22 protein-coding genes and 1 pseudogene are annotated in these 26779 nt (G+C 62.7%); 14 read left to right on the top strand and 9 right to left on the bottom strand.

Annotated elements, in window-relative coordinates:
* Positions 1 to 14 precede the first annotated feature (14 nt).
* The 8 genes and pseudogenes from IEC33019_RS06365 to tssI all read left to right on the top strand — a co-directional run bounded on the left by IEC33019_RS06365 (position 15) and on the right by tssI (position 8675).
* Positions 15 to 1667 carry a nitrite/sulfite reductase gene (locus IEC33019_RS06365; RefSeq protein WP_070094043.1) on the top strand — a complete coding sequence of 551 codons (1653 nt, stop codon included), beginning with the start codon at positions 15 to 17 and terminating at the stop codon, positions 1665 to 1667.
* The gene (locus IEC33019_RS06360) at positions 1651 to 2145 is read left to right on the top strand and encodes a DUF934 domain-containing protein (protein WP_070094044.1); all 495 of its coding nucleotides are present in this window, start codon (positions 1651 to 1653) and stop codon (positions 2143 to 2145) included. Before IEC33019_RS06365 ends, IEC33019_RS06360 begins: the two co-directional genes overlap by 17 nt.
* Positions 2146 to 2385: 240 nt before the next feature.
* Positions 2386 to 3189: a 2,5-didehydrogluconate reductase DkgB gene (gene dkgB, locus IEC33019_RS06355; RefSeq protein ID WP_070094045.1), complete on the top strand. Its 804-nt coding sequence runs from the start codon at positions 2386 to 2388 to the stop codon at positions 3187 to 3189.
* 384 nt (positions 3190 to 3573) lie between these two features.
* A complete protein-coding gene (locus IEC33019_RS06350) occupies positions 3574 to 4596 on the top strand; it encodes a hypothetical protein (RefSeq protein ID WP_099593191.1) in 1023 nt (340 codons plus the stop codon).
* Complete coding sequence (locus IEC33019_RS27290; protein ID WP_139139886.1) at positions 4593 to 5300, top strand: hypothetical protein; 708 nt, start codon at positions 4593 to 4595, stop codon at positions 5298 to 5300. The genes IEC33019_RS06350 and IEC33019_RS27290 overlap by 4 nt, the downstream gene beginning before the upstream one ends.
* A gap of 114 nt (positions 5301 to 5414) precedes the next feature.
* Positions 5415 to 5492, top strand: a pseudogene (locus tag IEC33019_RS28150) (hypothetical protein); the annotation flags it as partial.
* A 147-nt stretch (positions 5493 to 5639) separates the two neighbouring features.
* Positions 5640 to 6767 (top strand): hypothetical protein, encoded by a 1128-nt coding sequence (locus IEC33019_RS06345; RefSeq protein ID WP_099593189.1) that lies wholly within the window; start codon positions 5640 to 5642, stop codon positions 6765 to 6767.
* A 51-nt stretch (positions 6768 to 6818) separates the two neighbouring features.
* Complete coding sequence (gene tssI / locus IEC33019_RS06340) at positions 6819 to 8675, top strand: type VI secretion system Vgr family protein (protein ID WP_070093070.1); 1857 nt, start codon at positions 6819 to 6821, stop codon at positions 8673 to 8675.
* An 8-nt stretch (positions 8676 to 8683) separates the two neighbouring features.
* Here the strand turns inward: tssI and IEC33019_RS06335 are convergent, their stop codons facing one another.
* Together IEC33019_RS06335 and IEC33019_RS06330 are read right to left on the bottom strand one after the other, a co-directional pair.
* The gene (locus tag IEC33019_RS06335; protein ID WP_070093071.1) at positions 8684 to 9349 is read right to left on the bottom strand and encodes a DUF3313 domain-containing protein; all 666 of its coding nucleotides are present in this window, start codon (positions 9347 to 9349) and stop codon (positions 8684 to 8686) included.
* Positions 9350 to 9388: 39 nt separating this feature from the next.
* Positions 9389 to 9700, bottom strand: coding sequence for a hypothetical protein (locus IEC33019_RS06330; protein WP_070093072.1), 312 nt, complete (start codon positions 9698 to 9700; stop codon positions 9389 to 9391).
* A gap of 161 nt (positions 9701 to 9861) precedes the next feature.
* Between IEC33019_RS06330 and IEC33019_RS06325 the strand changes: the two genes are divergently transcribed.
* Both IEC33019_RS06325 and IEC33019_RS06320 read left to right on the top strand, forming a co-directional pair.
* Positions 9862 to 10572, top strand: coding sequence for a response regulator (locus IEC33019_RS06325; RefSeq protein ID WP_244509775.1), 711 nt, complete (start codon positions 9862 to 9864; stop codon positions 10570 to 10572).
* Positions 10569 to 11903, top strand: coding sequence for an ATP-binding protein (locus IEC33019_RS06320; protein WP_070093074.1), 1335 nt, complete (start codon positions 10569 to 10571; stop codon positions 11901 to 11903). Before IEC33019_RS06325 ends, IEC33019_RS06320 begins: the two co-directional genes overlap by 4 nt.
* An 85-nt stretch (positions 11904 to 11988) precedes the next feature.
* Here IEC33019_RS06320 and IEC33019_RS06315 read toward each other — a convergent pair whose 3' ends face one another.
* The gene (locus IEC33019_RS06315; RefSeq protein WP_070093075.1) at positions 11989 to 14775 is read right to left on the bottom strand and encodes an amino acid adenylation domain-containing protein; all 2787 of its coding nucleotides are present in this window, start codon (positions 14773 to 14775) and stop codon (positions 11989 to 11991) included.
* A gap of 234 nt (positions 14776 to 15009) precedes the next feature.
* Here IEC33019_RS06315 and IEC33019_RS06310 point away from each other — a divergent pair, with 234 nt between their 5' ends.
* Complete coding sequence (locus IEC33019_RS06310; protein ID WP_070093076.1) at positions 15010 to 15630, top strand: TetR/AcrR family transcriptional regulator; 621 nt, start codon at positions 15010 to 15012, stop codon at positions 15628 to 15630.
* Between the two features lie 537 nt (positions 15631 to 16167).
* Here the strand turns inward: IEC33019_RS06310 and preA are convergent.
* The 3 genes from preA to hydA form a co-directional block, all read right to left on the bottom strand.
* Positions 16168 to 17442 (bottom strand): NAD-dependent dihydropyrimidine dehydrogenase subunit PreA, encoded by a 1275-nt coding sequence (gene preA / locus IEC33019_RS06295; RefSeq protein ID WP_070093077.1) that lies wholly within the window; start codon positions 17440 to 17442, stop codon positions 16168 to 16170.
* Positions 17443 to 18810 (bottom strand): NAD(P)-dependent oxidoreductase, encoded by a 1368-nt coding sequence (locus IEC33019_RS06290; protein WP_070093078.1) that lies wholly within the window; start codon positions 18808 to 18810, stop codon positions 17443 to 17445.
* A gap of 117 nt (positions 18811 to 18927) precedes the next feature.
* Positions 18928 to 20367: a dihydropyrimidinase gene (gene hydA, locus IEC33019_RS06285; RefSeq protein ID WP_070093079.1), complete on the bottom strand. Its 1440-nt coding sequence runs from the start codon at positions 20365 to 20367 to the stop codon at positions 18928 to 18930.
* A 264-nt stretch (positions 20368 to 20631) separates the two neighbouring features.
* Between hydA and IEC33019_RS27280 the strand changes: the two genes are divergently transcribed.
* Genes IEC33019_RS27280 through IEC33019_RS06275 form a run of 3 tightly spaced genes read left to right on the top strand, consistent with a single transcriptional unit; the run spans position 20632 to position 23727 of the window.
* Complete coding sequence (locus tag IEC33019_RS27280; RefSeq protein ID WP_139139887.1) at positions 20632 to 20949, top strand: hypothetical protein; 318 nt, start codon at positions 20632 to 20634, stop codon at positions 20947 to 20949.
* On the top strand, positions 20903 to 22393 hold the full coding sequence (locus tag IEC33019_RS06280; protein ID WP_070093080.1) for an NCS1 family nucleobase:cation symporter-1: 1491 nt from the start codon (positions 20903 to 20905) through the stop codon (positions 22391 to 22393). The genes IEC33019_RS27280 and IEC33019_RS06280 overlap by 47 nt, the downstream gene beginning before the upstream one ends.
* 47 nt (positions 22394 to 22440) lie before the next feature.
* Positions 22441 to 23727 (top strand): Zn-dependent hydrolase, encoded by a 1287-nt coding sequence (locus IEC33019_RS06275; protein ID WP_070093081.1) that lies wholly within the window; start codon positions 22441 to 22443, stop codon positions 23725 to 23727.
* A 294-nt stretch (positions 23728 to 24021) separates the two neighbouring features.
* Here the strand turns inward: IEC33019_RS06275 and IEC33019_RS06270 are convergent, their stop codons facing one another.
* From IEC33019_RS06270 to IEC33019_RS06260, 3 genes are read right to left on the bottom strand one after another with little or no spacing between them, the layout of a single operon-like run.
* Positions 24022 to 24594, bottom strand: a complete 573-nt coding sequence (locus tag IEC33019_RS06270; RefSeq protein WP_070093082.1) for a nucleotidyltransferase family protein — start codon at positions 24592 to 24594, stop codon at positions 24022 to 24024.
* Complete coding sequence (locus tag IEC33019_RS06265; RefSeq protein WP_070093083.1) at positions 24591 to 25562, bottom strand: XdhC family protein; 972 nt, start codon at positions 25560 to 25562, stop codon at positions 24591 to 24593. The genes IEC33019_RS06270 and IEC33019_RS06265 overlap by 4 nt, the downstream gene beginning before the upstream one ends.
* A 3-nt stretch (positions 25563 to 25565) precedes the next feature.
* Positions 25566 to 26777, bottom strand: coding sequence for a cytochrome c (locus IEC33019_RS06260; protein WP_070093084.1), 1212 nt, complete (start codon positions 26775 to 26777; stop codon positions 25566 to 25568).
* Between the last annotated feature and the right edge of the window lie 2 nt (positions 26778 to 26779).

The following is a 26779-nucleotide window of genomic DNA, read 5'->3' as shown; positions in this document are numbered from 1 at the left end:
GAGACAGGACTTATATGTACGTATACGACGAGTACGACCAGCGGATCATCGAGGACCGCGTCAAGCAGTTCCGGGATCAGACCCGCCGCTACCTGGCCGGTGAGCTGAGCGAAGAAGAATTCCGCCCTCTGCGTCTGCAGAACGGCCTGTATATCCAACGTTTCGCGCCCATGCTGCGTGTCGCCGTGCCCTATGGCCAGCTGAACGCGGGCCAGGTCCGCGTACTGGCGAAGATCGCCCGTGACTACGACAAGGGCTATGCCCACATCAGTACCCGCCAGAATGTGCAGTACAACTGGCCGGCGCTCGAGGACATCCCGGACATCCTGGCAGAGCTGGCCACCGTGCAGATGCACGCGATCCAGACCAGCGGCAACTGCCTGCGCAACACCACCACCGACCAGTTCGCCGGCGTTGCCGCCGATGAAGTGATCGACCCACGCCCATGGTGCGAAATCGTCCGTCAGTGGACCACCTTCCACCCGGAATTCGCCTACCTACCGCGTAAGTTCAAGATCGCCATCAACGGCTCGAAGGAAGACCGCGCCGCCATCGAAGTGCACGACATCGGCCTGGAGCCGGTGTACAACGAGGCCGGCGAGCTGGGCTTCCGTGTGCTGGTCGGCGGCGGCCTGGGTCGCACCCCAGTGGTCGGTTCGTTCATCAACGAGTTCCTGCCCTGGCAGGACCTGATCAGCTACCTGGACGCGATCCTGCGCGTGTACAACCGTTACGGCCGCCGTGACAACAAGTACAAGGCGCGGATCAAGATCCTGGTCAAGGCGCTGACCCCGGAAGTGTTCGCCGAGAAGGTCGAGGCCGAGATGGCTCACCTGCGCGGCGGCCCGACCACCCTGACCGAAGCCGAGCTGCAGCGCGTCTCGCGCCATTTCGTCGACCCGGCCTACCTGGCCCTGGAAAACGTCGACTACGCTCCGCTGGATCAGGACTATCCTGGCTTCGCCCGCTGGCGCTCGCGCAACACCCGCGCCCACAAGAAGCCCGGTTACGTCGCCGTCACCCTGTCGCTCAAGCCCACCGGCGTTGCCCCGGGCGACATCAGCGACAAGCAGCTCGACGCCGTGGCGGACCTCGCCGAGCGTTACAGCTTCGGCTTCCTGCGCACCTCCCATGAGCAGAACATCATTCTGGCCGACGTCGAGCAGCGCCAGTTGCACGCCCTCTGGCTGGAACTGCGCGAACAGGGCTTCGCCACGCCGAACGTCGGCCTGCTGACCGACATCATCTGCTGCCCGGGTGGCGACTACTGCTCGCTGGCCAACGCCAAGTCGATCCCGATCGCCGAATCCATCCAGCGCCGCTTCGACGACCTGGACTACCTGTTCGACATCGGCGAGCTCGACCTGAACATCTCCGGCTGCATGAACGCCTGCGGTCACCACCACGTTGGCCACATCGGCATCCTCGGCGTGGACAAGAAAGGCGAAGAGTTCTACCAGGTCTCCCTGGGTGGCAACGCCGCGCGCGATGCGAGCCTGGGCAAGATCCTCGGGCCTTCCTTCGCCCAAGACGAAATGGCCGATGTGATCGAGAAGCTGATCGACGTGTACGTGGAACAACGCACCGAAGACGAGCGCTTCATCGACACCTACCAGCGTATTGGCATCGACCCCTTCAAGGAGCGCGTCTATGCAGCGAATCATTAAAAACAACCAACTGGTCGACGAAACTTGGCACCTGCTGCCCAAGGACACCTCGTTCGACGAGCTGACCAACTGCGACGACTACATCGTCCCGCTGCAGATGTGGCGTGACCACGCCCATGCCCTCAAGGCCCGCGACGGCGGCCTGGGCGTGTGGCTGGACAGCGACGAGGAAGCCGAAGAGATCGGTGAAGACGTGCAGCACTTCCAGGTCATCGCCTTGAACTTCCCGGCCTTCACCGACGGACGCAACTACTCCAATGCGCGCCTGCTGCGTGACCGCTACAAGTTCACGGGCGAACTGCGCGCCATTGGCGACGTCCTGCGCGACCAGCTGTTCTACATGGCCCGCTGCGGCTTCGACGCCTTCGCCATCCGTGCCGACAAGGACCCGGAAGACGCGCTGCAGAGCCTGAAGGACTTCTCGGTGACCTACCAAGGCGCCACCGACGAGCCGCTGCCGCTGTTCCGCCGCCGCTGATCGTCACACGCTGCACCGACCGGCCCGCCCTTTGGCGGGCCGTCTCATTTCCGCCCGAGGCTTTCATTGCCTCTGCCCCATGCACGCTCCACGCGCCATTCGTGACATGACGTCAAATGACCTTGGCCCACCAGCGTCTTAATCAATCCATCGCAAATCCGCACACTGGTCCAACGTGATCGACTCCGAGCCACACTGTTCTTGGATTCGATCCTCGCCACACTCACCAGGAGCAGATCAATGAGCATTCCCTCTTTCGGCCTCGGCACGTTCCGTCTGACCGGCCAAGCCGTCATCGACTCGGTCAAGTCCGCCCTCGAACTGGGCTACCGCGTCATCGACACCGCGCAGATCTACGGCAATGAAGCGGACGTAGGCCAGGCGATCTTCGAAAGCGGCGTGCCGCGTGGCGAGTTGTTCATCACAACCAAGATCTGGGTCGACAACTATGCCGCCGACAAGCTGATCCCGAGCTTGCGCGAGAGCCTGGCGAAGCTGCGCACCGATCATGTCGACCTGCTGCTGATCCACTGGCCAGCCCCCGGCAACGGCGTTGAACTGCACGAGTACATGACCGCCCTGGCCGAGGCCAAGAAGCAAGGTCTGACGCGTCAGATCGGCGTCTCCAACTTCAACATCGAACTCACCCGCCAAGCCATCGACGTGGTCGGCAAGGGCGAGATCGCCACCAACCAGATCGAACTCAGCCCGTACCTGCAGAACACCCAGCTCGCAGCGTTCCTCAAGGCGCAAGGCATCACCGTCACGTCCTACATGACCCTGGCCTATGGCAAGGTGCTCAAGGACCCGGTACTGGCCGACATCGCCGCCAAGCACAAAGCGACCGTCGCGCAAGTCGCGCTGGCCTGGGCGATGCAACTGGGCTATGCGGTCATCCCCTCCTCCACCAAGCCCGAGAACCTGGCCAGCAACCTGCTTGCCCGCGACCTGCGCCTGGACGACGAGGACATGGCGCGCATCGCCACGCTCGAGCGCAATGGCCGCGAGGTCAGCCCTGACGGCCTGGCGCCTGTCTGGGACTGATACCTTGGCGCACACAAACACGCTCACCGGAGTAACGGTGGGCGTTTTTACGCCGTTTCGCAGTGCCCCCTAAATGCTACGGCCAGCCATTGATTCGATAAACAGTCAATAAACAACCGACAAACAACCCCGCCAGAAAATAAAAATAGAAACTTCCCACAATAAATACGGCAACTTCAAGCAACTCGAAATACACACTAATAAATTATAAAAACCATTCCCCCATCTCTGTATTGACAGCCAATCGCTCGAATCTTTTTACTTCCCTACGCGAAATCAACCCCGCTCACTCAAGTTTCACCTCATGAAACTTCCAGGTTCAGGTAAATGCGTAGACGGGTATGAAGTCATTCTCAACCTCCGATAGATCAGGGGTAACCGCGCATGAATGACCGGTATCCCCTCTGCACCCGCACCAACCCTTGGGGCCGCCATCCCGAGGGCTTGCTCGACAACGGCGAGTTGCCTTGGCCTGAGGCCGTAGCGGCGCGCGCCTTTCCCTCGTTGATCGAGATCGAAGGGGAATACGACACCGACGACTACAGCGCAGCGCTGTTCCTCGCCAATGAACTCGCCCTGCCTGACAACGGCCTGTCCGAGCAGGAACGCCTCGAGGCATTGGCCTTGCTGTTGCAGCTGTTCGCCACGCTCAAGCGCGCCGGCCAGGCGTCCGTGCAAGCACTGGAGGCCCTGCGCGAACGCGCCGAAGCGATTCCGAAAATCGGCCCGCAGTGGTTTTCGTCCACCAGCCTGCCCAGCACCCTGGGCATGGTTGCCAACCTGATCTACGCAAGCACCAAGAGCAAACGCCTGATCGACCTGCTGGACCTGCCCGAACCGCTGAAAAAGGACCTCAAAGCCTGGGCCGCGACCCGAGGCCAAAGCGGCAGCCGATCGGCACGCAAGGCCTTCCAGCGACGAATCAAACTCGTCAATGTCGGCGGCAACCTCAAGTTCCAAATTCCCGCGATGCAAGCCGCCGCCTATTACAATTTCGGCCCCTTGCAGGTAGGCCATCACCTCCACGTGCCGGCCTACGGCACCCAACGCATGCTCAACAGCCGTTTAGGGCTCGACCCGAAGATGTATGGCAAGCAAGGGTTCGCGAAGATCGTGGGTGGTAACGCCGTGGGTGCCGCACTGGCGTTTGGCCCCCAGGCGGTTGCCGATGCCAGGGCTTCCGGTTCCATTGGGGAGTTTTTTGAGCGGTCTGCGTATAGCCAATCGGGCAATGCGGTGGCGTTTGGGGTGGGTTTGGTAGTCACAATTGCGCTGGCAGCAGCAAGCTCTCCAGTTGTCCTTGTGATAATTACCTCTTACTTGTCCGGTACAGCTGCACAGTACTTTTTCAGCGAATTCAACCTAGATAAAAGTCTTGGCAACATACTCACGGGGAAAAATCTATGATCGCATCGGACCCCTACTCAACATTCAATGCAACACGCTACGTTTTTTTGGTCATCGCCCTGGGACTTTACCTTCCCTGCTTAAACTACACATGGTGGTCAATACCCGCAACAGCGCTAACATTGCCGCTACTTTTCTATCGAAGCAAATGCATATACACAAGCCGCAGCTACAGCCAATATTGCACATATTTCACATTTCAAATGTTTTTTATGTTTTCCCTCCTTTCAGGCGCATTCACCTTTGCGATTGGAACGCAGCATTTCGATTGGCAGACAAGTAGCCTAGCAGCCCTATGCTCTCCAGCTTTGACTTTTATAACGATTTATCTCATCAGCCGTATAAAAATCACACCCCCTCCTTATGAGATACGTAACGACCGAGTCCACTCCACGTCACATAAAAAAACCACCGTCAATGCAGCGGTATGGAGCGGAGTATCCGCCAGTGGAGCCGGAGCTCTTTTCCCGCTGTTTGGTGAGTTTCCTAAAACAACACTGATCGGTTCGATTCTCTTCCCCTCTGTTATAGCACTTGGTACTTGGCGAACCCTTGCAGGCCTCGCCCAACTCAAATCAGAAGAAAAACGCAAAGGCGTCCGCTACACCTTCTCAAACCTCGAAGAGATCCAAGCCATCCGTGCCCGCTCCTGGGCCGCGCGACTGTTCATTCTCCTGAACGACGCCATCAGCAAACCCCGCTGACACCCAATGCCTATAGAACCGACTCCACCGCCTCAGCACAGGAAGCACACCATGCCAATGGATGACCTCGCCACCCTTCGCCCCGCAACATCGCCGCCTGATAAAACTGACCACACCGCTGTCCTCAAGGCGCAAGGCATCACCGCCACGTCCTACATGACCCTGGCCTACGGCAAGGTGCTCAAGGCCCCGGGTTTCTGAGTGCAAATCTTTTTACTTCCCTACGCGAAATCAACCCCGCTCACCCAAGTTTCACCTCATGAAACTTCCAGGTTCAGGTAAATGCGTAGATTGGTATGAAGTCATTCTCAACCTCCGATAGATCAGGGGTAACCGCGCATGAATGACCGGGGCAACCTCAAGTTCCAAATTCCCGCGATGCAAGCCGCCGCCTATTACAACTTCGGCCCCTTGCAGGTGGGCAATCACCTCCACGTGCCGGCCTACGGCACCCAACGTATGCTCAACAGCCGTTTAGGGCTCGACCCGAGGATGTATGGCAAGCAAGGGTTCGCGAAGATCGTGGGTGGTAACGCCGTGGGTGCCGCACTGGCGTTTGGCCCCCAGGCGGTTGCCGATGCCAGGGCTTCCGGTTCCATTGGGGAGTTTTTTGAGCGGTCTGCGTATAGCCAGTCGGGCAATGCGGTGGCGTTTGAGGTGGGCATCGCAGTCACATTTATTCTGGCATCAATGGGCCTGCCGATTTCTCTCGTAATTATCTTGCCCTTCTTGATCAGCTCAGCAACACAGTCAAAATCCATGATCGCATCTCACCCTCACTCTGTATTTAACGCAACACGCTATGGTTTCTTGGTCATCGCTGTATTTTTTTACCTCCCTTGCTTGTACTACAAATGGTGGTTAACACCAGCAACGATCCTGACTTTATTGATATTTATCAAGCGAGGCAAATGCATATACATAAGCGATAGCTACACCCACTACTGCAAATATTTCGTATTTCAAATGATCCTCATGTTCTCTCTGATATCAGGAGCCATCACCTTTGCAACCGGAACAGAACAATGGAATTGGCAGACTGGCGGTCTACTATCACTACTTTCATTACTATCAGCACTCATTACTCACCACCTAGTTAGCCAAATTAAAATCAAACCATCCCCTTATGAAATACGGGACAACCGAGTTCACTTCACCTCACGAAGAACAACCACCATCAATGCAGTATTCTGGAGCGGCATATCCGCCAGTTGCGCAGGCGTTTTAGAACCGCTGTTTCAAGAGCATCCTAGAATCGTACTGATCGGCTCAGTTCTGTTTCCCTCGATTGTAGTGCTAGCAGCCTGGCGAACCCTTGCAGGCCTCGCCCAACTCAAATCAGAAGAAAAACGCAAAGGCGTCCGCTACACCTTCTCAAACCTCGAAGAAATCCAAGCCATCCGTGCCCGCTCCTGGGCCGCGCGACTGTTCATTCTCCTGAACGACGCCATCAGCAAACCCCGCTGACACCCAATGCCTATAGAACCGACTCCACCGCCTCAGCACAGGAAGCACACCATGCCAATGGATGACCTCGCCGCCCTCTTCGCCCCGCAACATCGCCGGCTGATAAAACTGACCACACCGCTGTCATCCGACCAGCCGTTGCTGGTCGACCTGTTCGCCGGCAGTGAGGGGCTTTCTTCGCTGTTCAGTTACGACCTGTCCTTGATCAGCCAGGACGCTCATATCGCGCTTAAGTCGCTGATCGGCAAACCGGTATTGCTGGAAATCGAGTTGGCCGAAGGCAATACGCAACCCATCCATGGCTACATCACACATTTTGGCAATCAGGGGAGCGATGGCGCCCTGGCGCGGTATACCGCCACCCTTGAGCCCTGGCTGTGGATGCTCAGCCGGCGCTTCGATTCGCGCATTTTCCAGGACCAGACCGTCGAACAGGTGCTCACGCAGGTGTTCTCGGCCTATGGCACCCTGCCCAGGTTCGAGTTCCGCCTCACCCGCCCCCTCAAGGCCCACAGCTACATCACCCAGTATCGCGAGAGCGACTTCAACTTCGTCCAGCGCCTGCTGGACAGCGAAGGCCTGTTCTATTACTTCGAGCACACCCACGAGCACCACACCCTGGTGGTGATGGACAACTCCAGTCTGCTCGACCCTTTGCCGGCCCAGCCCAAGATCCGCTTCCACAGCGCCTCGGTCACCGAAACCGCCGACGCCATCACCCACTGGGGTGGTTCGCGCGAATTGCAGTCAGGGCGCATGGCCGTGCAGACCTTCGACTACAAGCAACCGCGCAATCTGCTGCCGGTGAGCATGAACAGCATCAATGAGCAAGGCGATGTCGAAGCATTCGAGATCTTCGATTTCCCCGGCGCCTATACCCACGGCACCTACGATGAGGGCGAGCGGCTGGTGCGCAACCGCCTGGAGGCCATGGAAGCACGCGCCAAGGTGTTCTTCGGCAAGAGCAATTGCCGCGCCATGTGCATGGGGCATACCTTCGAGTTGTTGCAACATTACGAGCACGACCTGGGCCCCCTGGACGACCGTCGCTTCCTGTTGCTGGCCATCCAGCATCGAGGCGCCAACAACTACCTCAACGGCACATCGGCGCACTACGACAATGACTTCACCTGCATCCGCAGCAAGGTGCCCTTTCGCCCTCAGCCCAGCACGAAACGCCCGCTGCTGCACGGCCCACAGACTGCCATCGTCGTCGGCCCTCCGGGCGAGGAGATCTTCACCGACAGTCTTGGACGGGTGAAGCTGCAATTTCACTGGGACCGCCACGGTCAGCACGACGATCACAGCTCATGTTGGGTACGGGTGGCACAGGCCTGGGCCAGCGGCGGATTCGGCAGCATCCAGATCCCTCGCGTGGGCGATGAAGTGGTGGTGTCGTTCCTCGATGGCAACCCGGATCGCCCATTGGTGACCGGCAGCCTTTACAACAGCCAGAACCAGCCGCCTTGGTCGCTGCCACAGAACAAGACCCAGAGCGGGTTTCTCACCCGTTCGACCCAGAGCGGCGCGGCGGCGGCCAACTTCATCCGCTTCGAGGACAAGCAAGGCGCCGAACAGGTGATGATCCATGCCGAGCGTTTCATGGATACCGAAGTGGAGCTGGACGAGACCCACACCGTCGGCAACAACCGAACCCTGGCCGTGGGCGGCAATCACGTCGAAACCATCAAACAGGACGCTCTGGTACATGTCGAGCAAGGCGCCTACGCCCTGGTGGTCGAAAAGAAGCACATCCAGATCCAAGCCAATACCTGCATCACCTTGCAAGTCGGCGGCAGCAGCCTCACCCTCACCCCCGACGCCATTACGCTCAAGGCCAACACCATCGTCAGCGAGAGCCAGGGCGAAACACGGATCGAAGGCAACCCCATCAAGCTCAACCGCTAACCGGCTCGTCAACGCTGCAGGGTCGAATACGCCGTGCGCAGGTCCCCGGCCCAGCCATCGAGCACCGTCTTGACGTTATGGGCAGTCAGCACCTGCTTGTCGTCCTCCAGCGGCTCCCCCGTGCCCTGGCGCACCAACTCGGCAACCACCGCCCCGGTCTCGCCATCTTCGAACGACACCTCGGTGGCGATCTCGCTGTCCTGATCGCGAATGCCGGTGGCCGCGCTCACGCCGGCGGCCACCAGCGTGACCGGCAGCCACTCATAGAAACGCAAGCCCTGCGTCGAGGTGGCGATGCGCGTGATAGCGGGCCTGACGACCAATGTATCCGGGCCAGGCCCCGAGGCCAGCGGCACGACCTTGCCTAGCTCCAGGCGCAGGGCCGCATCGTAGTAGCCAGTCACGTTGATCAGGGTGCTGCGCGGGATCCGCTCGGTCGGCTCAGGCCGTGGATAGAACTGGCTGGGCTCCAGGTACACCTGTTTGTAGCGACCGGCCTTAAGCGCCGGGCTGACCCAACTCGACACACGCTGCCCCGAAGGCAGCTGGTGTGGTGTCAACTGGCTGTAGTCCTTCAGAAACCCCGTGTACATCTTGGGGTTGACCGTCTTGCTGCTGCACGCCGTAAGGCTCAGGGTGGCCGCCAGCACCAGCGGTAACGCACGCTTGTTCATCAATCAAGAATCCTTGTTCTGCTCGATGGCCGGCGCCGCTCAGGCGGGGCCGTGGGTGTCCGGGGTGTTGTCCGAGCATTCGATGCGCAGCTGGCCATGGGTCATGATCCAGTGGACGAAGTCGGCCGTGGGGATGGAATGGACATATTCCACCCAGTGGCCGCAGTCCGGGCTGTAGCGTTCGAAGTAGCGGCGCAGCACGATGCGCTCCTGATCCTCGGCCACGCCCAGGCAGGACTGCTGGAACAGAATCGGTGCATCCTGCGCGGGCGCGGTGGTGCGCTGGGCCAGGATCAAGGGGCGTGCATCAACGCCCCGCTCGGTGGTGTACCTGTTGCTCAAATCCTTCATGCAAGCCCCCAAAAACGAAGGCGTGCAGGGTGCCAGAGGCGTTTTGCCAGAGGATGTCCGCTTGATGTCTGACCTGCAGGAATGTTGCACGATTGAAATAAATGACCCAGACGGCAGAATGGTTTTAGATACCGCCTTTTTAGCCTCTGGATCCTGTGAACGTGAGCCGATTGCTGATCGTCGACGACGACGTGGAAATCCTGACTCTGCTGAAGAAGTTCTTCGTTCAGCACGACTATGAGGTGGACGTCGCGCCTGATGGCGAAGCCATGTGGGCAGCGATCGCAGCGCAGCGGCCCGACACGCTGATTCTCGACCTGATGCTGCCAGGCGAGAACGGTCTGAGCCTGTGCCAGAAGGTCCATGCCCAGACCGGGATTCCGATCATCATGCTCACCGCCATGGCCGAGCTGAGCGATCGCATCGTGGGTCTTGAACTCGGTGCGGACGATTACCTGACCAAACCCTTCGCTCCGCGCGAGTTGCTCGCCCGGGTTCGCGCCCTGCAGCGCCGCGCCGGTCAGCCAAACACCCCGGCGAACGAACCGACACGGCCAGTGATCAGCTTCGCGGGTTGGCACCTGGATATCACCTGCCGCGAACTGCGCTCTTCCGAGGGCGTGATGGTGCCGCTCTCGGGTGGCGAGTTCGATTTGCTGGTAGTGTTTCTCGAACACCCCCAACGCATTCTCACCCGCGAGCAACTGATCGACTTGGCCCACGGCCAGGGCCATGAGGCCTTCGACCGCAGCATCGACGTGCAGGTCAGCCGCCTGCGGCGCAAGATCGAGCCAGACAGCAAGCGCCCGGAACTGATCCGCACCGTGCGCAACGGCGGCTACCTGTTCACGGCCAAGGTCACCCGCTCATGATCGGCCCACTGCTGCGACGCGACACCCTAAGACGCCGCATCGCCCTGACCATCGTTGCCGCGATGCTCGCCTCGCTGGCCCTCAACGCCCTGTTCGTCCAGGTCGCCGGTACCTGGGCGCGCCCCCCTATCGAACGCACCGGCCTGCTGGAACAGATCGCCTCCACCACCCGGGTGATCGAAGCCGCACCCGCCCCGCTGCGCACGCAACTGGCGAGCGCCGCCAGCAACCCGATGCTGCTGGTGGACTGGAAGGCACAGCGCATCGACTTCAAACTGCCCAGCGATGGCGCGCGGCTCGATGCGGGCCAGGTGCCGGTGCTGCACCGTTTGCTCGGCGATGGTCGGGAAATCGACGTCCTCACCCCTGGCGACTGGCCCAGCGACAGCGCCCAGGCCCGCTACGTGGCGCTCGTGCAGCTCCAGGACGGCAGCTGGCTGTCGTTCACCCCGCCCGAGCGCAGTTGGGGCCTGCGTGCCAACGTGCGCATCGCGGTGATCATCGCCCTGGGGCTGGTGGCCACCCTGCTGGTGGCCTGGATCGCCACGCGCCAACTGGCCAGCCCTCTGCAACGCTTCGCCAGCGCGGCCCGGCGCTTCGGCGATGACCTGCACGCCCCGCCCATCGAGGTGCAAGGCCCTGAGGAAATCCGCCAGGCCATCATCGCCTTCAACACCATGCAGGCGCAGATCCAGCATTTCGTCGCAGAGCGCACGCACATGCTCGCCTCGATCTCCCACGACCTGCGCGCCCCGCTGACACGCATGCGCCTGCGCAGCGAATTCATGGAAGACCTGGATCACCAGCGCAAGCTCATTCGCGATGTCGAGGATATGCAGTCGATGATCAACGCGGCCTTGGCGTTCTTTCGCGAAGACACCCAACGCGAGCCGAGCACCGCGTTCGATCTCTCCGAACTCTTGCACACCATCGTCGACGACTACCGCGACCAGGACATCGACGTCGATTTCATGGGCCCTGCCCACCTGGTGCATGTGGGCCGCCCGCTGGGCATCAAGCGGGTGATCGTCAACTTGCTGGAGAACGCCATCAAGTACGGGCGAAAGCCCGCCATCACGCTAGCCCAGGACGCCCAGGCGGTGCGCATCGACGTCAGCGACGAAGGCCCCGGGATACCCGAGGCGGCACTGGAACAGGTGTTCGATCCGTTCTTTCGCCTGGAGGCCTCGCGCAACCGGGACACCGGCGGCGTTGGCCTTGGCCTTTCGGCGGCGCGGGCGATCGTTCGCGAACAGGGTGGCGAGCTGACGTTGCGCAATCGCGAAGGCGGCGGGTTGCTGGCACAGGTGGTACTCCCCGTGCGCCGCTGAGCCCCGCGCCGGTCAGCGCCTGCTCAAGGCCAGGCGCGCGGCGAAGGCCATGAAAATCAGGCCGGTCGCCCCGCGCACAGCCCCGTCACAGGACGCGTTCGAGCTTGTCCGCGCTGCGCTTGGCGCCTCCGTTCCAGCGCATCGAAACGAAACGGACAGCTTTGTTCCAGGCATAGGCCACCACGATCCCGCCGACAACAGCCAGGGCTACGTCGAGCCCAGGCACATCGCCCAGGCGCCGCGCGACGGACTGGAACTGGTAGTGGGTCAGGTAGATGAACAGCGTCGAGGACGCGATCACGGCCGCCCCACGGGCAATGAGGTCTGGCAGGGGAACGGCGCGCCACCAGATCATCGCCAGCACGGCCGGTATGGCGACATCGATGTATTGACTGAAGTCCACCCCGAGCACCACCACATCCACGACGCGCTGCCCGCCCAGCACCAGCACCACCGCCCCACTGGCGAGCCACTTCTGCGGCGTGGTCCGGGCAAAGTGAATCGCCATGCCCAGCACCAGGACGGCCAGATAATGCTGGGGCACGCGGTTGTAGAGCGCACTTGCGTCAAAGACATAGGCATTGATCAAAAAGCCCGCCACGCCCGCCGCACAGGCGCCGACCAGCAGCACGCGAAACGGCGCCGCCATGATCACCGCCCTGACCCGCGCGAACGACAGCACCACCGCCATGATCGCCAGCATCTGCACCAGCAGTTCTATGTACCAGTACGAAAACCCGCCCGTGACCGCTGGCGGATACCAGTTGGCGATCAGCAAGAAGGCCTGCCAATGCACATTGCCGAACACGACCTGGGTCAACAGCGTGTAGAGCAGCGTCGGCACCACGATGACGGCGATCGAACGGAGCAGTGTGCGCACACTGCCGTATTCGTCGATGGCCTTGAGTTGAAACCGCGCCAAGGCAAGGCCGGACACCGCGAACAGCACCGACGTTTCGCCCACGATCGGCCACCCCGAGCCGCCGTGGAAATGCCCGATGACGATCAGCAGGATCGACAGCACCCGCAACAACACGGGGATTTCCACGGCACGGAACACCGGTTTGGCTGTCGGACGCGTCGTGCTCAGCTGGCACAACTCATGGATCGGCTTGAGCTCCCACTGCGCCGGTAGCGGGCCTATGAGCGTCTCTAGCACCATAGAGGCCTGGACGAACGACAGCGAATCGCCCCCCAGTTCGACAAACGACAGATTCGGGTCGATATCAGGCGTCTGCAGGATTTCCGACCAGGCACTCACCAGCCTCAGTGCCACGGGCGACAGTGCCTCGCTTGCCTGCCCCGTATCGGTGTCGCCGCGCAATGCCAACAAGGCACGCTTGTCGACCTTGCCGTTCGGTGTGATGGGGATCGCCTCCAGCATCACGAACAACGCCGGCACCATGTAGTCCGGCAACTGGCTCGCCACATGCTCGCGCAATGTGAGCGACGCCACCGGTGAACTGGCAACGCAATAGGCCACCAGCTTCAGGGCCGGGCCGTCGGTGTCGGCCAGCACCACGCACTGCTTGACCTGCGGATGACGCGCCAGCACCCCTTCGATCTCGACCAGTTCGATCCGATGCCCTCGAATCTTGACCTGGCTGTCACCCCGGCCCAGGAAGATGACGCTGCCATCGGCACGGTAGCTGCCCAGGTCACCGGTTCGGTAGCACACGTCGTCTTCGGCCTGGGTGAAGGGGTTAGGCACGTAGCGTTGGTGAGTCTGCGCCGCATCGCCCCAATACCCCTCGGACAGGTAGGGGCTGCGGATCAGGATTTCCCCGACCTGCCCCTCCCCGGCCAACTGATGGGCGTCGTCCACGACCAGCAACTGCGCACCGTCGATACCTTTGCCCAGGGGGATCCTGCTGTTGTCGGCGGCCGGGTCGATCCGGTGATAGGCCATGGCCTGGGGCGTTTCGGTGGTGCCATAGAAGTTGACGCTGCAGGCATTGGGGGCGACTTCGCGTATCTGCCCGTACAGCGCGCTGCCCAGCGCCTCGCCGCCCCAGAACAGGTAGCGCAGCGCATCGAGCCGGATGCCTTCGAGCCTGGCGCCGGTCTCGATCAGCTTGCCCAAAGGCGGTGTGAGATGAACCACCGAAACCTCTTGGGCTTGAAGCCAGGCCGCCAGCGCCGCCGGGTCGATCACTGTCGCTTGTGAAGGGATTGCAACCCTGGCGCCAATGGACAGTGGGGTGAACACATCCCGGTACACCGGGTCATGGCCCAGCCCGGAGAGCAGAGAGAAACAGTCGTCTTGGGAAAACCCATGCTGGCGGACGTGCCAGCCGATGAAATGCACCAGCGGCGCGTGGGTCGTCACCACGCCCTTGGGCTCGCCAGTGCTGCCAGAGGTGAAGGTGATGTAGGCCGGTTGCCCCGGATCGACCGACGGCAACGCGTGGGTATATGGGGCAAAACGCGACAGCGCTTCACCCACGGGTTCTGGCACCCTTTCCACCTGAATGGACGCGTCATCGAGTTCGACCTGCGCCGCCCCGCCCAACAAGATGAAGGCAGGTCGCAGCGTGCGAATGATCTGGGCGATACGCGCCTTCGGGTAGGCCATGTCGGCCACCGTGAAGATCGCTCCGGCCCGTGATGCGCCGAGCATGGCATAGACCAGCCCCGCGCAGCGGCTCGAGACGATCACGATGCGATCGCCTTGACGCACACCGCTTTCGATCAGGAACGCTGCAATACCCCGGCTGATCGCCTCGAGCGCTCGATAGGTGCATGTGCCTTCCTGGGAAACGATGGCAGGCGCCTGCGCCGAGCGCTCAGCCTGCTCCAGAAACCCCGTGAAGATCGGCTGCCCGGCATCGTGGGGCAACGGAAGACGTGGGTTTGGACGGACATCCTGCATTTGCTTGTCTACTCCGTAAGCCAAACGAGTGACGTCGTCCTGACAACTCTAATCCGTGGTCTGGGCATGAAAGTAAGCGATGGATGGCCTATGAATGGCGCCGGCCCCGTTGCTTGAACGGTAGTGCACAGAGGCCAGAGATGCCAGCCAGGGGGTTGGCGGTGGTGCATTCGCTTTGGGCCATGCCCTGTAAAGCTGTTAGCCTTGGCGGGTGAAGGTTGCAATGGACAGGCTATGACCAACCACAAGATCGAGATCCGTCGGCGCAATGTCGAAAAGATCCTGCAGGCCGCCGAAAAGGTATTTGCCGAGAAAGGCTACGCCGGCACCTCCATGGGCGATATCGCCGAACATGCCGAACTGCCCCGCTCCAACCTGCATTACTATTTCAGCACCAAGGACGAGCTGTACCAGGCCGTGCTGCGGGATCTGCTGGAAGTGTGGAAACAGGACGCCCAGTGTTTCGAGCGCTTCGACGATCCGCGGGTCGTCCTGACCAGCTACATTCGCGCCAAGATGGGCCATTCGCGTTCACGACCGCTGGGGTCGAAGGTCTGGGCTGAAGAGATCCTGCATGGTGCGCCCTTGCTCGGCGCCAGCCTCAACGACGATCTGGTGCCTTGGGCGCTGATGAAGGAAGCCAAGATCCGCCGCTGGGTGGACGACAAACGCATCCTGCCGGTGGAACCCTCGGCCCTGCTTTACATGATCTGGGCCGCGACCCAGCACTATGCGGACTTCGGCTACCAAGTGACGCTGCTCAACGGCGGCGAGCCGCTCTCGGACCCGGCTTTCGAACGGGCCGTGCAGACCGTCACCAGCGTGATCCTGCGCGGTATTGGCCTGGAGCCCTGAGCCCCTGCTCATGAACTGGGCACAACTGTCTTGTCTCGATCTCCAGGCTTACGTTGGCTCTTGTGGGGGTTCACCCGCGAACACCGGCAACGCCGGTGCCATCCACCGCGCAATCTGCTTCGCGGGTAAACCATGCCCGCAAGGCTGGCGGTAATCCTTGTGGGAGCGGGTTCACCCGCGAACACCGGCAACGCCGGTGCCATCCACCACGCAATCTGCTTCGCGGGTAAACCACGCCCGCAAGGCTGGCGGTGATCCTTTTGGGAGCGGGTTCACCCGCGAACACCGGCAACGCCGGTGCCATCCACCGCGCCGTCTGCTTCGCGGGTAAACCCGCTCCCACAGGGCTGGCGGTGACCTTTTAAGAAATGGGTTTACCCGCAAACACGGGCCAAGCCCGTGCCATCCACCGCGCTGCCAGCTTCGCGGGTAAACCCGCTCCACAAGGAGCGTCGCAAGCATTCAAAAGCAAGCCATCCCTGGCGCTACGGCGGTGTGGGCCTTACGTCGAGCAGCCCCAAATCCAGGCACCTGGGATCAACTGGCTTCGCGGTAGGGGTTGCGCGGATCCTGGGTCCAGTTGAGGTAGGGCTTGCCGGTGTCCTGCGCCACCATGTCGATGCAACCCTCCACCGGGCAGGTGATCTGGCATAGGTTGCAGCCCACGCATTCCTTATCGATCACGCTGTAGGTATGGGTGCCGTCGGCCTTGAGGGTGCTGGCAATGGCCTGGTGCGAGGTGTCCTCGCACGCGATGTGGCAGCGACCGCAGCCGATGCAGGCCTGCTGGTCGATGTGCGCCACCACTTGGTAGTTCATGTCAAGGTACTTCCAGTCGGTAGTGTGCCCCACCGCCAGGCCACTGAAGGCCTCCAGGCTGTGATAGCCATGCTGGTCCATCCAGCGCGACAGGCCATCCTTCATGTCCTCGACAATCCGGAAACCATGCAGCATCGCTGCCGTGCACACCTGCACCGCGCCACAGCCCAAGGCAACGAACTCCGCAGCGTCCCGCCAGGTGCCGATACCGCCGATGCCGCAGATCGGCAGGCCACGCGTCTGCGGATCCCGGGCAATCTCGGCGACCATGTTCAACGCAATCGGCTTGACCGCCGAACCGCAATAACCGCCATGGGTGCTCTGATCGCCCACGATCGGATGAGCGACCATCCGGTCGAGGTCGACACTGGTGATGGAGTTGATGGTGTTGATCAGCGACACCGCGTCCGCCCCGCCACGATGGGCGGCCCGGGCTGACTGTCGGATGTCGGTGATGTTGGGCGTCAACTTGACGATCACCGGCAGCGAGCAATGGGTCTTGCACCAGCGGGTGACCATCTCCACGTACTCCGGCACCTGGCCGACCGCCGCGCCCATGCCCCGCTCCGGCATGCCATGGGGGCAGCCGAAATTCAACTCGATGCCGTCGGCGCCGGTGGCCTCCACCAGCGGCAGGATGAATTTCCAGGACTCCTCGACGCACGGCACCATCAGCGACACGATCAATGCGCGGTCAGGCCAATCCTTCTTCACCTGGGTGATCTCGCGCAGGTTGATCTCCAGCGAACGGTCGGTGATCAGCTCGATGTTGTTGATGCCCTGCACCTGACGGTTGGGGCCGTAGTGCGCGGAGTAGCGCGACGACACGTTGACCGCCGCAGGGTCTTCGCCGAGGGTCTTCCACACCACCCCGCCCCACCCGGCCTCGTAGGCGCGTACCACGTTGTAGGCCTTGTCGGTGGGCGGCGCGGAGGCCAGCCAGAAAGGATTGGGCGCCTTGATGCCGGCGAAGACGATAGACAAGTCGGCCATTTACGCAGCCTCCACGTTGAGCATGAGTTCGGCATGGATGGCTTGGGCAGCCAGCTTGCCATGTTGCACGGCCTGGACGGTCAGGTCCTGGCCCAGCGCAGTGCAATCGCCACCGGCGTAGACGCCCGGCAGGCTGGTGCGCATCTGCGCATCGACGCGGATGCGCTCGCCATCACGCGCCAATTGCGCCGCCAACGGGTCGGCAAGGCTTGCGTCATCGAAGCACTGGCCAATGGCTTTGAAGATGGCATCGGCGGCCAGTTCGAACGTTTCCCCGGTATCGCTCAGGCGTCCGTCGACCAGCGCCGTGCGGGCAAAGCGCATGCCGCGCACCCGGCCATTGTCATCGAGCAGTACCGCATCGGGGCGGGCCCAGGTGTGCAGGCGCACTTGGTTGGCCTTGGCGATGTCCTGCTCATGCCCGGTCGCGCCCATGTCGGCCTGGCCGCGGCGATACACCAGGTTGACGTCCCGTGCACCCAGGCGGCTCATCTGCACGGCCATGTCGATGGCCGTGTTGCCCGCGCCGATGACCAGGCAGCGGTCGGCCAGCGGCAATTGCCCCAGGTCGCTGGCCTGGCGCAACTCGCGGATGTAGGCGGTGGCGGCGAGCATGCCCGGGGCCTCTTCATCCGCCAGGCCCAGTTGACGCACGGCGCCCAGGCCCAGGCCGAGGAACACCGCATCGTACTGACCACGCAGCTCCGTCAGCGTGAGATTGCCGCCCAGCGCCTGGCCATGACGGATTTCGATGCCACCGATACCCAGCAGGAACTCCACCTCACGCTGGGCGAAGTCATCCACCAGCTTGTAGCGGGCAATGCCGTACTCATTGAGGCCACCGGCCTTCTCTCGCGCTTCGAAGATCACCACATCGTGGCCATGCATGGCCAGGCGATGGGCGCACGAGAGCCCGGCCGGGCCTGCGCCGATCACGGCAATGCGCTTGCCGGTGGCTGGTGAGCGCTGGAATGGGTGCTCGGTGAACCCTGCGTTATCCAGCGCGTAACGCTGCAACTGGCCGATCAGCACCGGCGCGCACTCCTGGGCGCTGTTGCGCACGCAGGCCTGCTGGCAAAGGATCTCGGTCGGACAGACGCGGGCGCAGCTGCCACCGAGGATGTTCGCCGAAAGAATGCGCTCGGCGGCGCCCTGCAGGTTCTCGTCGGCGATGCGGTGGATGAACGAAGGGATGTCGATCTCGCTGGGACAGGCGTTGACGCAAGGGGCGTCGTAGCAATACAGGCAGCGAGCGCTTTCAACGGCGGCCTGGCGTGCGGTCAGCGGCGGCGCCAGGTCGGTGAAGGCCTCGGCCAGCTGCTCACGGCTGGCGCGGGGCTTGGGCAAATGGTTCAGGGCATCGATCACGGTTGTAGCCTCTCTTTTCTTATTGGCCGGGCGACGGTCACTCGCCTGGCCGTTCTCAGGATGGCAATCAACGGCAGTTCGTGGTGGTACAGGGGCTGCAAGGGCAGCCCCGCAGGCTCAGCGACTGACCGGCGTCGGCCGCTGCTGCTCGGCTCGGCGGCCCAACACTTCGTACACCGCAGGGTAAGCCGGGCGTTCCACGTAGCGTCCAGCCCCCGGCTCGGCGCGCAGATCGCCATCGGCCCAGCACACGCGGCCCTGGCTGATGGTGTGGCTGGGCACGCCACGTACCGTGCGCCCTTCGAAGATGTTGAAGTCCACGCGCTGGTGGTGGGTCTGGGCAGAAATCGTGCGCGTACCCTGTGGATCCCAGAGCACCAGGTCGGCATCGGCTCCGACGCGGATGGCGCCCTTGCGCGGGAACAAATTGAAGATCTTGGCGGTGTTGGTGGACGTCAGCGCGACGAAGTCGTGCATCGACAACCGCCCGCTGTTCACACCGGCATCCCACAGCACCGCCATGCGGTCCTCGATGCCGGCGGTGCCATTGGGGATGCGGCTGAAGTCATTGCGCCCCATGGCCTTCTGCTCGGCGCAGAAACAGCAATGGTCGGTCGCCGTGGTATGCAGACTGCCCGATTGCAGCCCGCGCCATAGCGCCTCCTGGTGTTCGCGTGGGCGGAACGGAGGGCTCATCACATAGCCGGCGGCGGTGGCCCAATCCGGGTCACGGTAGACACTGTCGTCGATCAGCAGGTGGCCCGGCAGCACCTCGCCGTACACCGGCTGGCCCTTGGCCCGGGCGTAGGTGATCTCGTCCAGGGCTTCGCGGCTGGAGACATGCACCAGGTACAGCGGTGTCCCGAGTGTCTCGGCAATGCGAATGGCACGGCTGGCGGCTTCGCCCTCGACTTGCGAGGGGCGCGACAACGGATGCGCTTCCGGCCCGGTCAGGCCTTGGGCAAGCAACTTCTGCTGCAAATGGAATACCAGCTCTCCGTTCTCGGCATGCACCGTGGGCACCGCCCCCAGTTGCAGGCAACGCTCGAAGCTGGCCACCAGGGTATCGTCGGCCGCCATGATGGCATTCTTGTAGGCCATGAAATGCTTGAAGCTGTTCACCCCGTGGTGAGCGACCAGCTCGCCCATCTCCTCGGCCACCTGCTCGCTCCACCAGGTGATGGCGACATGAAAGCCATAGTCGGCGGCGGATTTCTGCGCCCAGCCACGCCAGGTGTGGAAGGCCTCCAGCAGCGATTGCTGCGGGTTGGGGATGACGAAGTCGATGATCGAAGTGGTGCCACCGGCAAGACCTGCGGCAGTGCCGCTGAAGAAGTCCTCGCTGGCAACCGTGCCCATGAACGGCAACTGCATGTGGGTATGAGGGTCGATGCCACCTGGCATCAGGTACTGGCCGCTGCCGTCGAGGATCTCGCAATCGGCGGGTGGGTCGAGGTGTTCACCGATGGCGCGGATCAGGCCGTCGGCGCACAGGACATCGGCGCGATAGTGTTCTTCATGCGTAACCACGGTGGCACCACGGATCAACAGGGACATGCCGTTTTCCTCGCAGGCTGACCGGTCAGGGCCGGTTTTTGGAATTGTTATGTGGCCAAGGCCTGGAGGAAACACTAAATCCTGTCAGGCCTGACAAGATTGGAATCTAGTTGCTGATCTGACTTTGGTCAAAAAAATAATTGGCAAACGTAAACACAACTATCTAATTGTTTTTTAACGACAATTAAACGTAAACAGCAAAAACGCGCGACCTCCAAGCAATTTGACTAACTTGACAAGAAGCGAAATTGGTCGAGATTTTCCATGCAAAATCAGCTGTTTGAAATCTGGTCCGAGCAACACGAAAACAGCGGGCGCGGCAGGTGCCCGCTGTTGTTGTCGATGGATGCTTTGCAGCGCATTACCTTCGGTCGGCGGCGGCCATCCGGGAAGGTCCAGGACCAACCCGGCACGTTCATTGAGTGCGGCCCCAACCGCCTGGCCGGACCGAAGGTGCAGTACTGGTGGTGTGTGTACTCCGGCCATCGCGTTAGCCCGATGAGCGAACAACTACAAGAAAAACCTGGAGAGCCCCATGCAACAGAGCAGATCGCAAGTGATCGAGCAGGATGGGCTGTTTGAGCTGTCCGCCGGCAGCGATGTCCTGGACAGCCCCCGCTACAACCACGACATCGCACCGACGCAGGTGCATCAACGGACCTGGAACAAGTGGCACATCACCGCGCTGTGGGTCGGGATGTCCATCTGCGTACCCACCTACACCCTCGGCGGCGTACTCACCGCCTACTTCGGCCTGAGCGTGGGCGAGGCGTTGCTGGCGATCCTGCTGGCCAACCTGATCGTATTGATTCCCCTCACGCTCAACGCCTTTCCCGGCACCAAGTACGGCATCCCCTTCCCTGTGCTGCTGCGCGCTTCCTTCGGCATTCTGGGCTCCAACGTGCCCTGCCTGATCCGCGCGGTGGTCGCCTGTGGCTGGTTCGGCATCCAGACGATGTTCGGCGGCCTGGCCATCCACCTGTTCCTCGGATCATTGTTCGAGGGCTGGAAGTCCTTGGGCGGCACCGGCGAGGTGATTGGTTTCATGCTGTTCTGGTCGCTCAACCTGTGGGTGGTGTTGCGCGGTGCGGAGTCGATCAAATGGCTCGAGACCCTGTCGGCCCCGCTGCTCGTGGCGGTGGGCTTTGGCTTGCTGATCTGGGCGCTGCCGCACATGTCGATGACCGAGCTGCTGGCCCAGCCGCCCAAGCGTCCGGAAGGCGCCAGCGTGGTGGGTTACTTCTGCGCGGGGCTCACGGCGATGGTGGGTTTCTGGGCGACGTTGTCGCTGAACATCCCGGACTTCAGCCGCTACGCCAGAAGCCAGAAGGACCAGATCCTCGGGCAGATCTTCGGCTTGCCGCTGACCATGTTCCTGTTCGCGTCCCTGGGCGTGATCATGACGGCGGCCTCGGCTTCGCTGGTCGGCCAAACGGTGTCGGACCCCGTGAGCCTAATCGGCCACATACAGAGCCCAGGCTGGGTGGCCCTGGCCATGGCGCTGATCATCATCGCCACGCTGTCGACCAATACGGCGGCGAACATCGTCTCGCCGACCAACGATTTCCAGAACATCGCCCCGCGCCTGATCGGCCGCAGCCGCGCCGTATGGCTCACCGGCTTCATCGGCCTGGCCCTGATGGCCCATGAGCTTTTGAAAAAGCTTGGCTGGATCGTTTCCGACCTGAGCCTTGAGAGTGTCTATTCCAACTGGCTGCTGGGCTACTCCAGCCTGCTCGGGCCCATTGCCGGGATCATGGTGGTGGACTACTTCCTGGTCCGCCGGCAACGCCTGGACCTGGCCGGACTCTACCGTGACGATGTCTATCCGGCCTGGAACTGGGCTGGTTTTGCCGCCTTCGCCCTGCCCGTGGCGTTGACGATCATGGCCATCGGCAATGACCGTTTCAGTTGGTTCTACGACTATGGCTGGTTCACAGGCTCCCTGCTCGGCGGCACGCTCTACTACGCCCTGGGCAGCGTGGCGCTGCGCAAGACCAGCCGCCTGGCCAAACCCATACCCTGATGCGGGGCCCGCGCCCGACCGGATAACAACAGCCTAAGGAGATACCCATGAGCACTCCCGCCCAGCATGTCTTGCAATCGAGCGAGCGCCACGTCGACAGTGCGCGCCTGTGGCAATCCCTGATGGACCTGGCGCGCCTTGGCGCCACCGCCAAGGGTGGCGTCTGCCGCCTGGCCCTGACCGACCTCGACCGCCAGGCACGTGACCTGTTCGTGCAATGGTGCGAGGCCGCCGGATGCAGCGTCAGTGTCGATGGGGTCGGCAACATCTTCGCCCGCCGCCCGGGGCGCAATCCGAAGCTGCCACCGGTGATGACCGGCAGCCACATCGACACTCAACCCACTGGTGGCAAGTTCGACGGCTGCTTCGGGGTCATGGCTGGCCTTGAGGTGATCCGCACCCTCAACGACCTGGGCGTTGAGACAGAAGCGCCCTTGGAGGTGGTGGTATGGACCAACGAGGAAGGCTCGCGCTTCGCCCCGTGCATGATGGGCTCGGGAGTATTTGCCGGTAAGTTCACCCTGGAAGAGACCCTGGCCAAGGTCGATGCCCAGGGCGTGACCGTCGGCGAAGCGCTCAATGCCATCGGCTATGCCGGTCAACGGGCCGTGCTCGGTCATCCGGTGGGGGCTTATTTCGAGGCGCACATCGAGCAGGGGCCGATCCTTGAGGACGAAGCCAAAACCATCGGCGTGGTGCTGGGTGCCCTGGGCCAGAAGTGGTTCGACCTGACCTTGCGCGGCGTCGAGGCCCATGCCGGCCCAACGCCCATGCACCTGCGCAAGGACGCTCTGGTGGGGGCCGCCGATGTGGTGGCGGCGGTCAACCGCACGGCGCTGGGGCACCAGCCTCACGCCTGCGGCACGGTGGGCTGCTTGCAGGCCTACCCGGGTTCGCGCAACGTCATCCCAGGTGAAGTGCGCATGACCCTGGATTTCCGCCATCTGGAGGGTGAGCAACTGGATGCGATGATCGCTGAGGTCCGCGAAGTGATCGACAGCACCTGCAAACGGCATGGCCTGACCTACACGCTGACACCGACCGCGGACTTCCCTGCCCTGTATTTCGACCGTGGTTGCGTCGATGCCGTGCGCGACTCGGCACGCAACCTGGGCCTGGCGCACATGGACATCGTCAGCGGCGCGGGGCACGACGCAATCTTCCTCGCCGAGCTGGGCCCAGCAGGAATGATCTTCGTGCCTTGCGAAGGCGGCATCAGCCACAACGAAATCGAGAATGCCACGCCAGAGGACCTGGCCGCAGGCTGCGCGGTGTTGCTGCGCGCCATGCTGGCGGCCTCGGAGGCGATTGCCAGCGGGCGCCTGGCGGCGTAGCCCATCGCGGGACAAGCCACGTTTCTACGGGTACAGCGCCATCTTCAAGCCTAGCGTTGAACCTGTCGGAGCGGGTCTATCGAGACGTCGAACCGCCGTGAAGAATCCATCGCGGTGAATGGCACGGGCTTCGCCCGTGTTCGCGGGTGAACCCGCTCCCACAGGGATGGCGTAAGCCGTGAGCACGGCGCAGTCCCGGTGGGAGCGGGCCTGGGCTGGTAGCGGGTTTCGTGAGGAAGCCACCGTGGTGAATGGCAACGGCTATGCCGGTGTTCGCGGGTGACGCTCCAGGGCTTAGGCTGTTCCGAGCAACGCGTGCGGTGTATCCACGTCACGCAAGACAGCAGCGTCGTCCACCTCCAGCGCCACGCAGCAATCGGGGTGTGCCCGAACCACTGCACGTGCCCCTTCATCACCGTGCAGGCACTCAAGTTCGGGCCAGAAGGCGCGCCCGAAGACCACCGGATGCCCTTGCCGGCCCTCATGCACAGGCAACAGGATGCTGGACGCCGAAGCGCCCTGCACTATCCGCCGCAAGGTGTCCGGCAAGATCCAGGGCATATCGCCCAACAAGATGGCGACCGCATGAGCATTGCCCGCCTGAAGCGCGGCCACGCCCGCAGCGAGGCTATGGCCCATGCCCAAGGCGGCATCCGGGCTGGGGATCACCTGGCATCCCGCAGGCAGCCCCAACCCCTGAGCCGTTTCGCCTTCACGCAGCACCACCCGCACGTCGTCGAACACCGCCAAGGCCCGCTCGACACTGTGCACCAACAGGCTGCGCCCGTCGGCTAGAGGCGCGCGGCGCTTGTCGCCCCCGAACCGCCTGCTGCAACCGGCGGCCAGCACCAGCGCGACGACCGTCACAGCGCCTCGCGGGCGATGCCGCTGCGGGTACGCAGCACATCCGCAAGCACCGCCAGGGCGATTTCCGCGGGGGTCTTGCTTCCCAGGTTCAGGCCGATGGGGGCGTGAATCCGCGCCAGCGCCTGCTCATCCAGCCTGCCGATGCGTTGCAGACGCTCGCGGCGTTTCTCTGACGTGGTGCGCGAGCCCATCACCCCGATGTAGAACGCCTCGGTGCGTACCGCTTCGAGCATGGCCAGGTCATCGATCTTGGGGTCATGGGTCAGGGCGACGACCGCCGTGTCGCGGTGGCAGCCGCCGTTGGCGATGAACACCGACGGCAGCTCACGACGAATCTCGATACCTTCGAGTACCACGCCGTCGAGCACCTCCTCGCGGGGCTCGCAGAGGATGACTTCAAAGCCAAGCCCCTTGCCGAACTCCGCGCAAAAGTGCGCGACGCTGGAATACCCCGCCAACAGCAAACGCTGGGCCGCGCCCACCCGCAGGCTAACGCTGGCCTCGTCGTAGGCCACGCGAGGGCCCTGCTCGACGTCATCGCTCAAGCAGCGCTGGCCATCGCGCAGGTTCACTTGGCGCAACAGCCGGCGCTGGCCGAGCAATGCCGACTCCAGTTCACGCAAGTGCGCCTGCACTTCGCAATCCGCTGGCAGGTTCTCCACCAGCACATCGAGCACGCCCCCGCAGGGCAGGCGAATGTTCGCGCGGCTGTCGCTGCCATCGCCATAGCGCACCACCGTGACCGGGCCTGCAAACTCGCCCTCGCCCACCCGCGCCAGGAAATCCTCCTCGACGCAGCCGCCGGAGAGTGACCCCACCCATTGCCCGCGCGCGTTGACCGCCAGCAGGGAGCCCGGCGCGCGAGGCGCCGAGCCGTAGGTGAAGAGCACGGTGCACAGCCACACGCGCTGGCCCTGGCCGGACCATTGCAGCGCCTGTCGCACCACTTGCAGATCAAGATGCTGCACGACTCACTCCGTCTTAAGGTTCGCCAACTGCTGGGTATTCAGGTCACCGGGCAGCCCGCCCCACGCTTCACGCAGGTAGTTGACCAGGTCGGTGACCTGCCCATCGTCGAGTTTGTCGGCAAAGCCCGGCATGGGCTGCATGCGCTCGAAACCGGTGAACTGCTGCTCGCGGATACCTTCGAGGACGACCTTGGCCAGGTTGCGCGAGTCGGCTTGGCGCAGCACGGTGTTGCCTTGCATGGCCACCGCGATGTGCGGCTTGCCCTCGCCCTCGACACCATGGCAGCCGGCGCAGACATTGAGGTACTGCTGGCGGCCACGCTTGGCGCTTTCGCCGAGCTGTTCCACCGGCACGGCCTGCACCACCTTGGCCTGGGGCGGCTGGTCGCCCAGCAGGTAGGTGGCCATGGCGGACAGGTCGGCGTCGTCCAGATGCTGGGTGCTATGGTGCACCACCGGGAACATCTCGTTGAACATGCTGCCCTGAGCGCTGATGCCGTGCTTGAGGAAGGTGGTCAGGTCCGGTTGGGTCCAGCCGCGCTCGGCCAGATCCTGGGCCAGCAGGCTGGGCGCCAGGTAGCCGGCCAGCAGGCCGCCGGTCAGGCGCTTGTCCTGCTCCAGGGCGCCGATGCGGTTACGCGGGGTGTGGCATTCGCCGCAGTGGCCAAGCACCTCCACCATGTACTGCCCGCGCTGCCAGGCCTCGCTCTTGCCCTCGGTGGCCTGCAACTGCACGCTCTTGCCGTACAGCATGTTCCAGCCGGCCAGGCCCATGCGCACGTTGAACGGGAAGCTCAGGCTGGTTTCAGGCGCGGGCCGGTTGATCGGCGGCACGGTCATTAGGTAAGCGTGGATGGCGTCGGCATCTTCTCGTTTGATCAGGTGATACGAGGTGTAGGGCATCGCCGGGTACAGGTTGGCGCCGTCCTTGCGCTTGCCCTCGGTGAGGGCGGCGAAGAATTCATCGCTGCTGTAGTCACCGATGCCGAACTGCTTGTCCGAGGTGATGTTGGTGCCGTAGATGGTGCCGAACGGCGAATGGATCGGCAGGCCGCCGGCGAACGGCGCGCCGCCTTCGGCCGTGTGGCAGGCCATGCAGTCGGCCGCGCGGGCCAGGTACTCGCCGCGCTTGACCTGCGCCTGATCGGCCGCCTGTACACCGAGCGACAGCGCCGCACCCACGGCCAGCGCCAGGCCCGAAAGAACGTGCCTCATGC

It is taken from the genome of Pseudomonas putida, from assembly GCF_002741075.1.
GTDB classification, from domain to species: Bacteria; Pseudomonadota; Gammaproteobacteria; order Pseudomonadales; family Pseudomonadaceae; genus Aquipseudomonas; species Aquipseudomonas putida_T.
The sequence above is the reverse complement of the archived record's forward strand: the minus strand, read 5'-3'. Positions and strand labels throughout refer to the sequence as shown.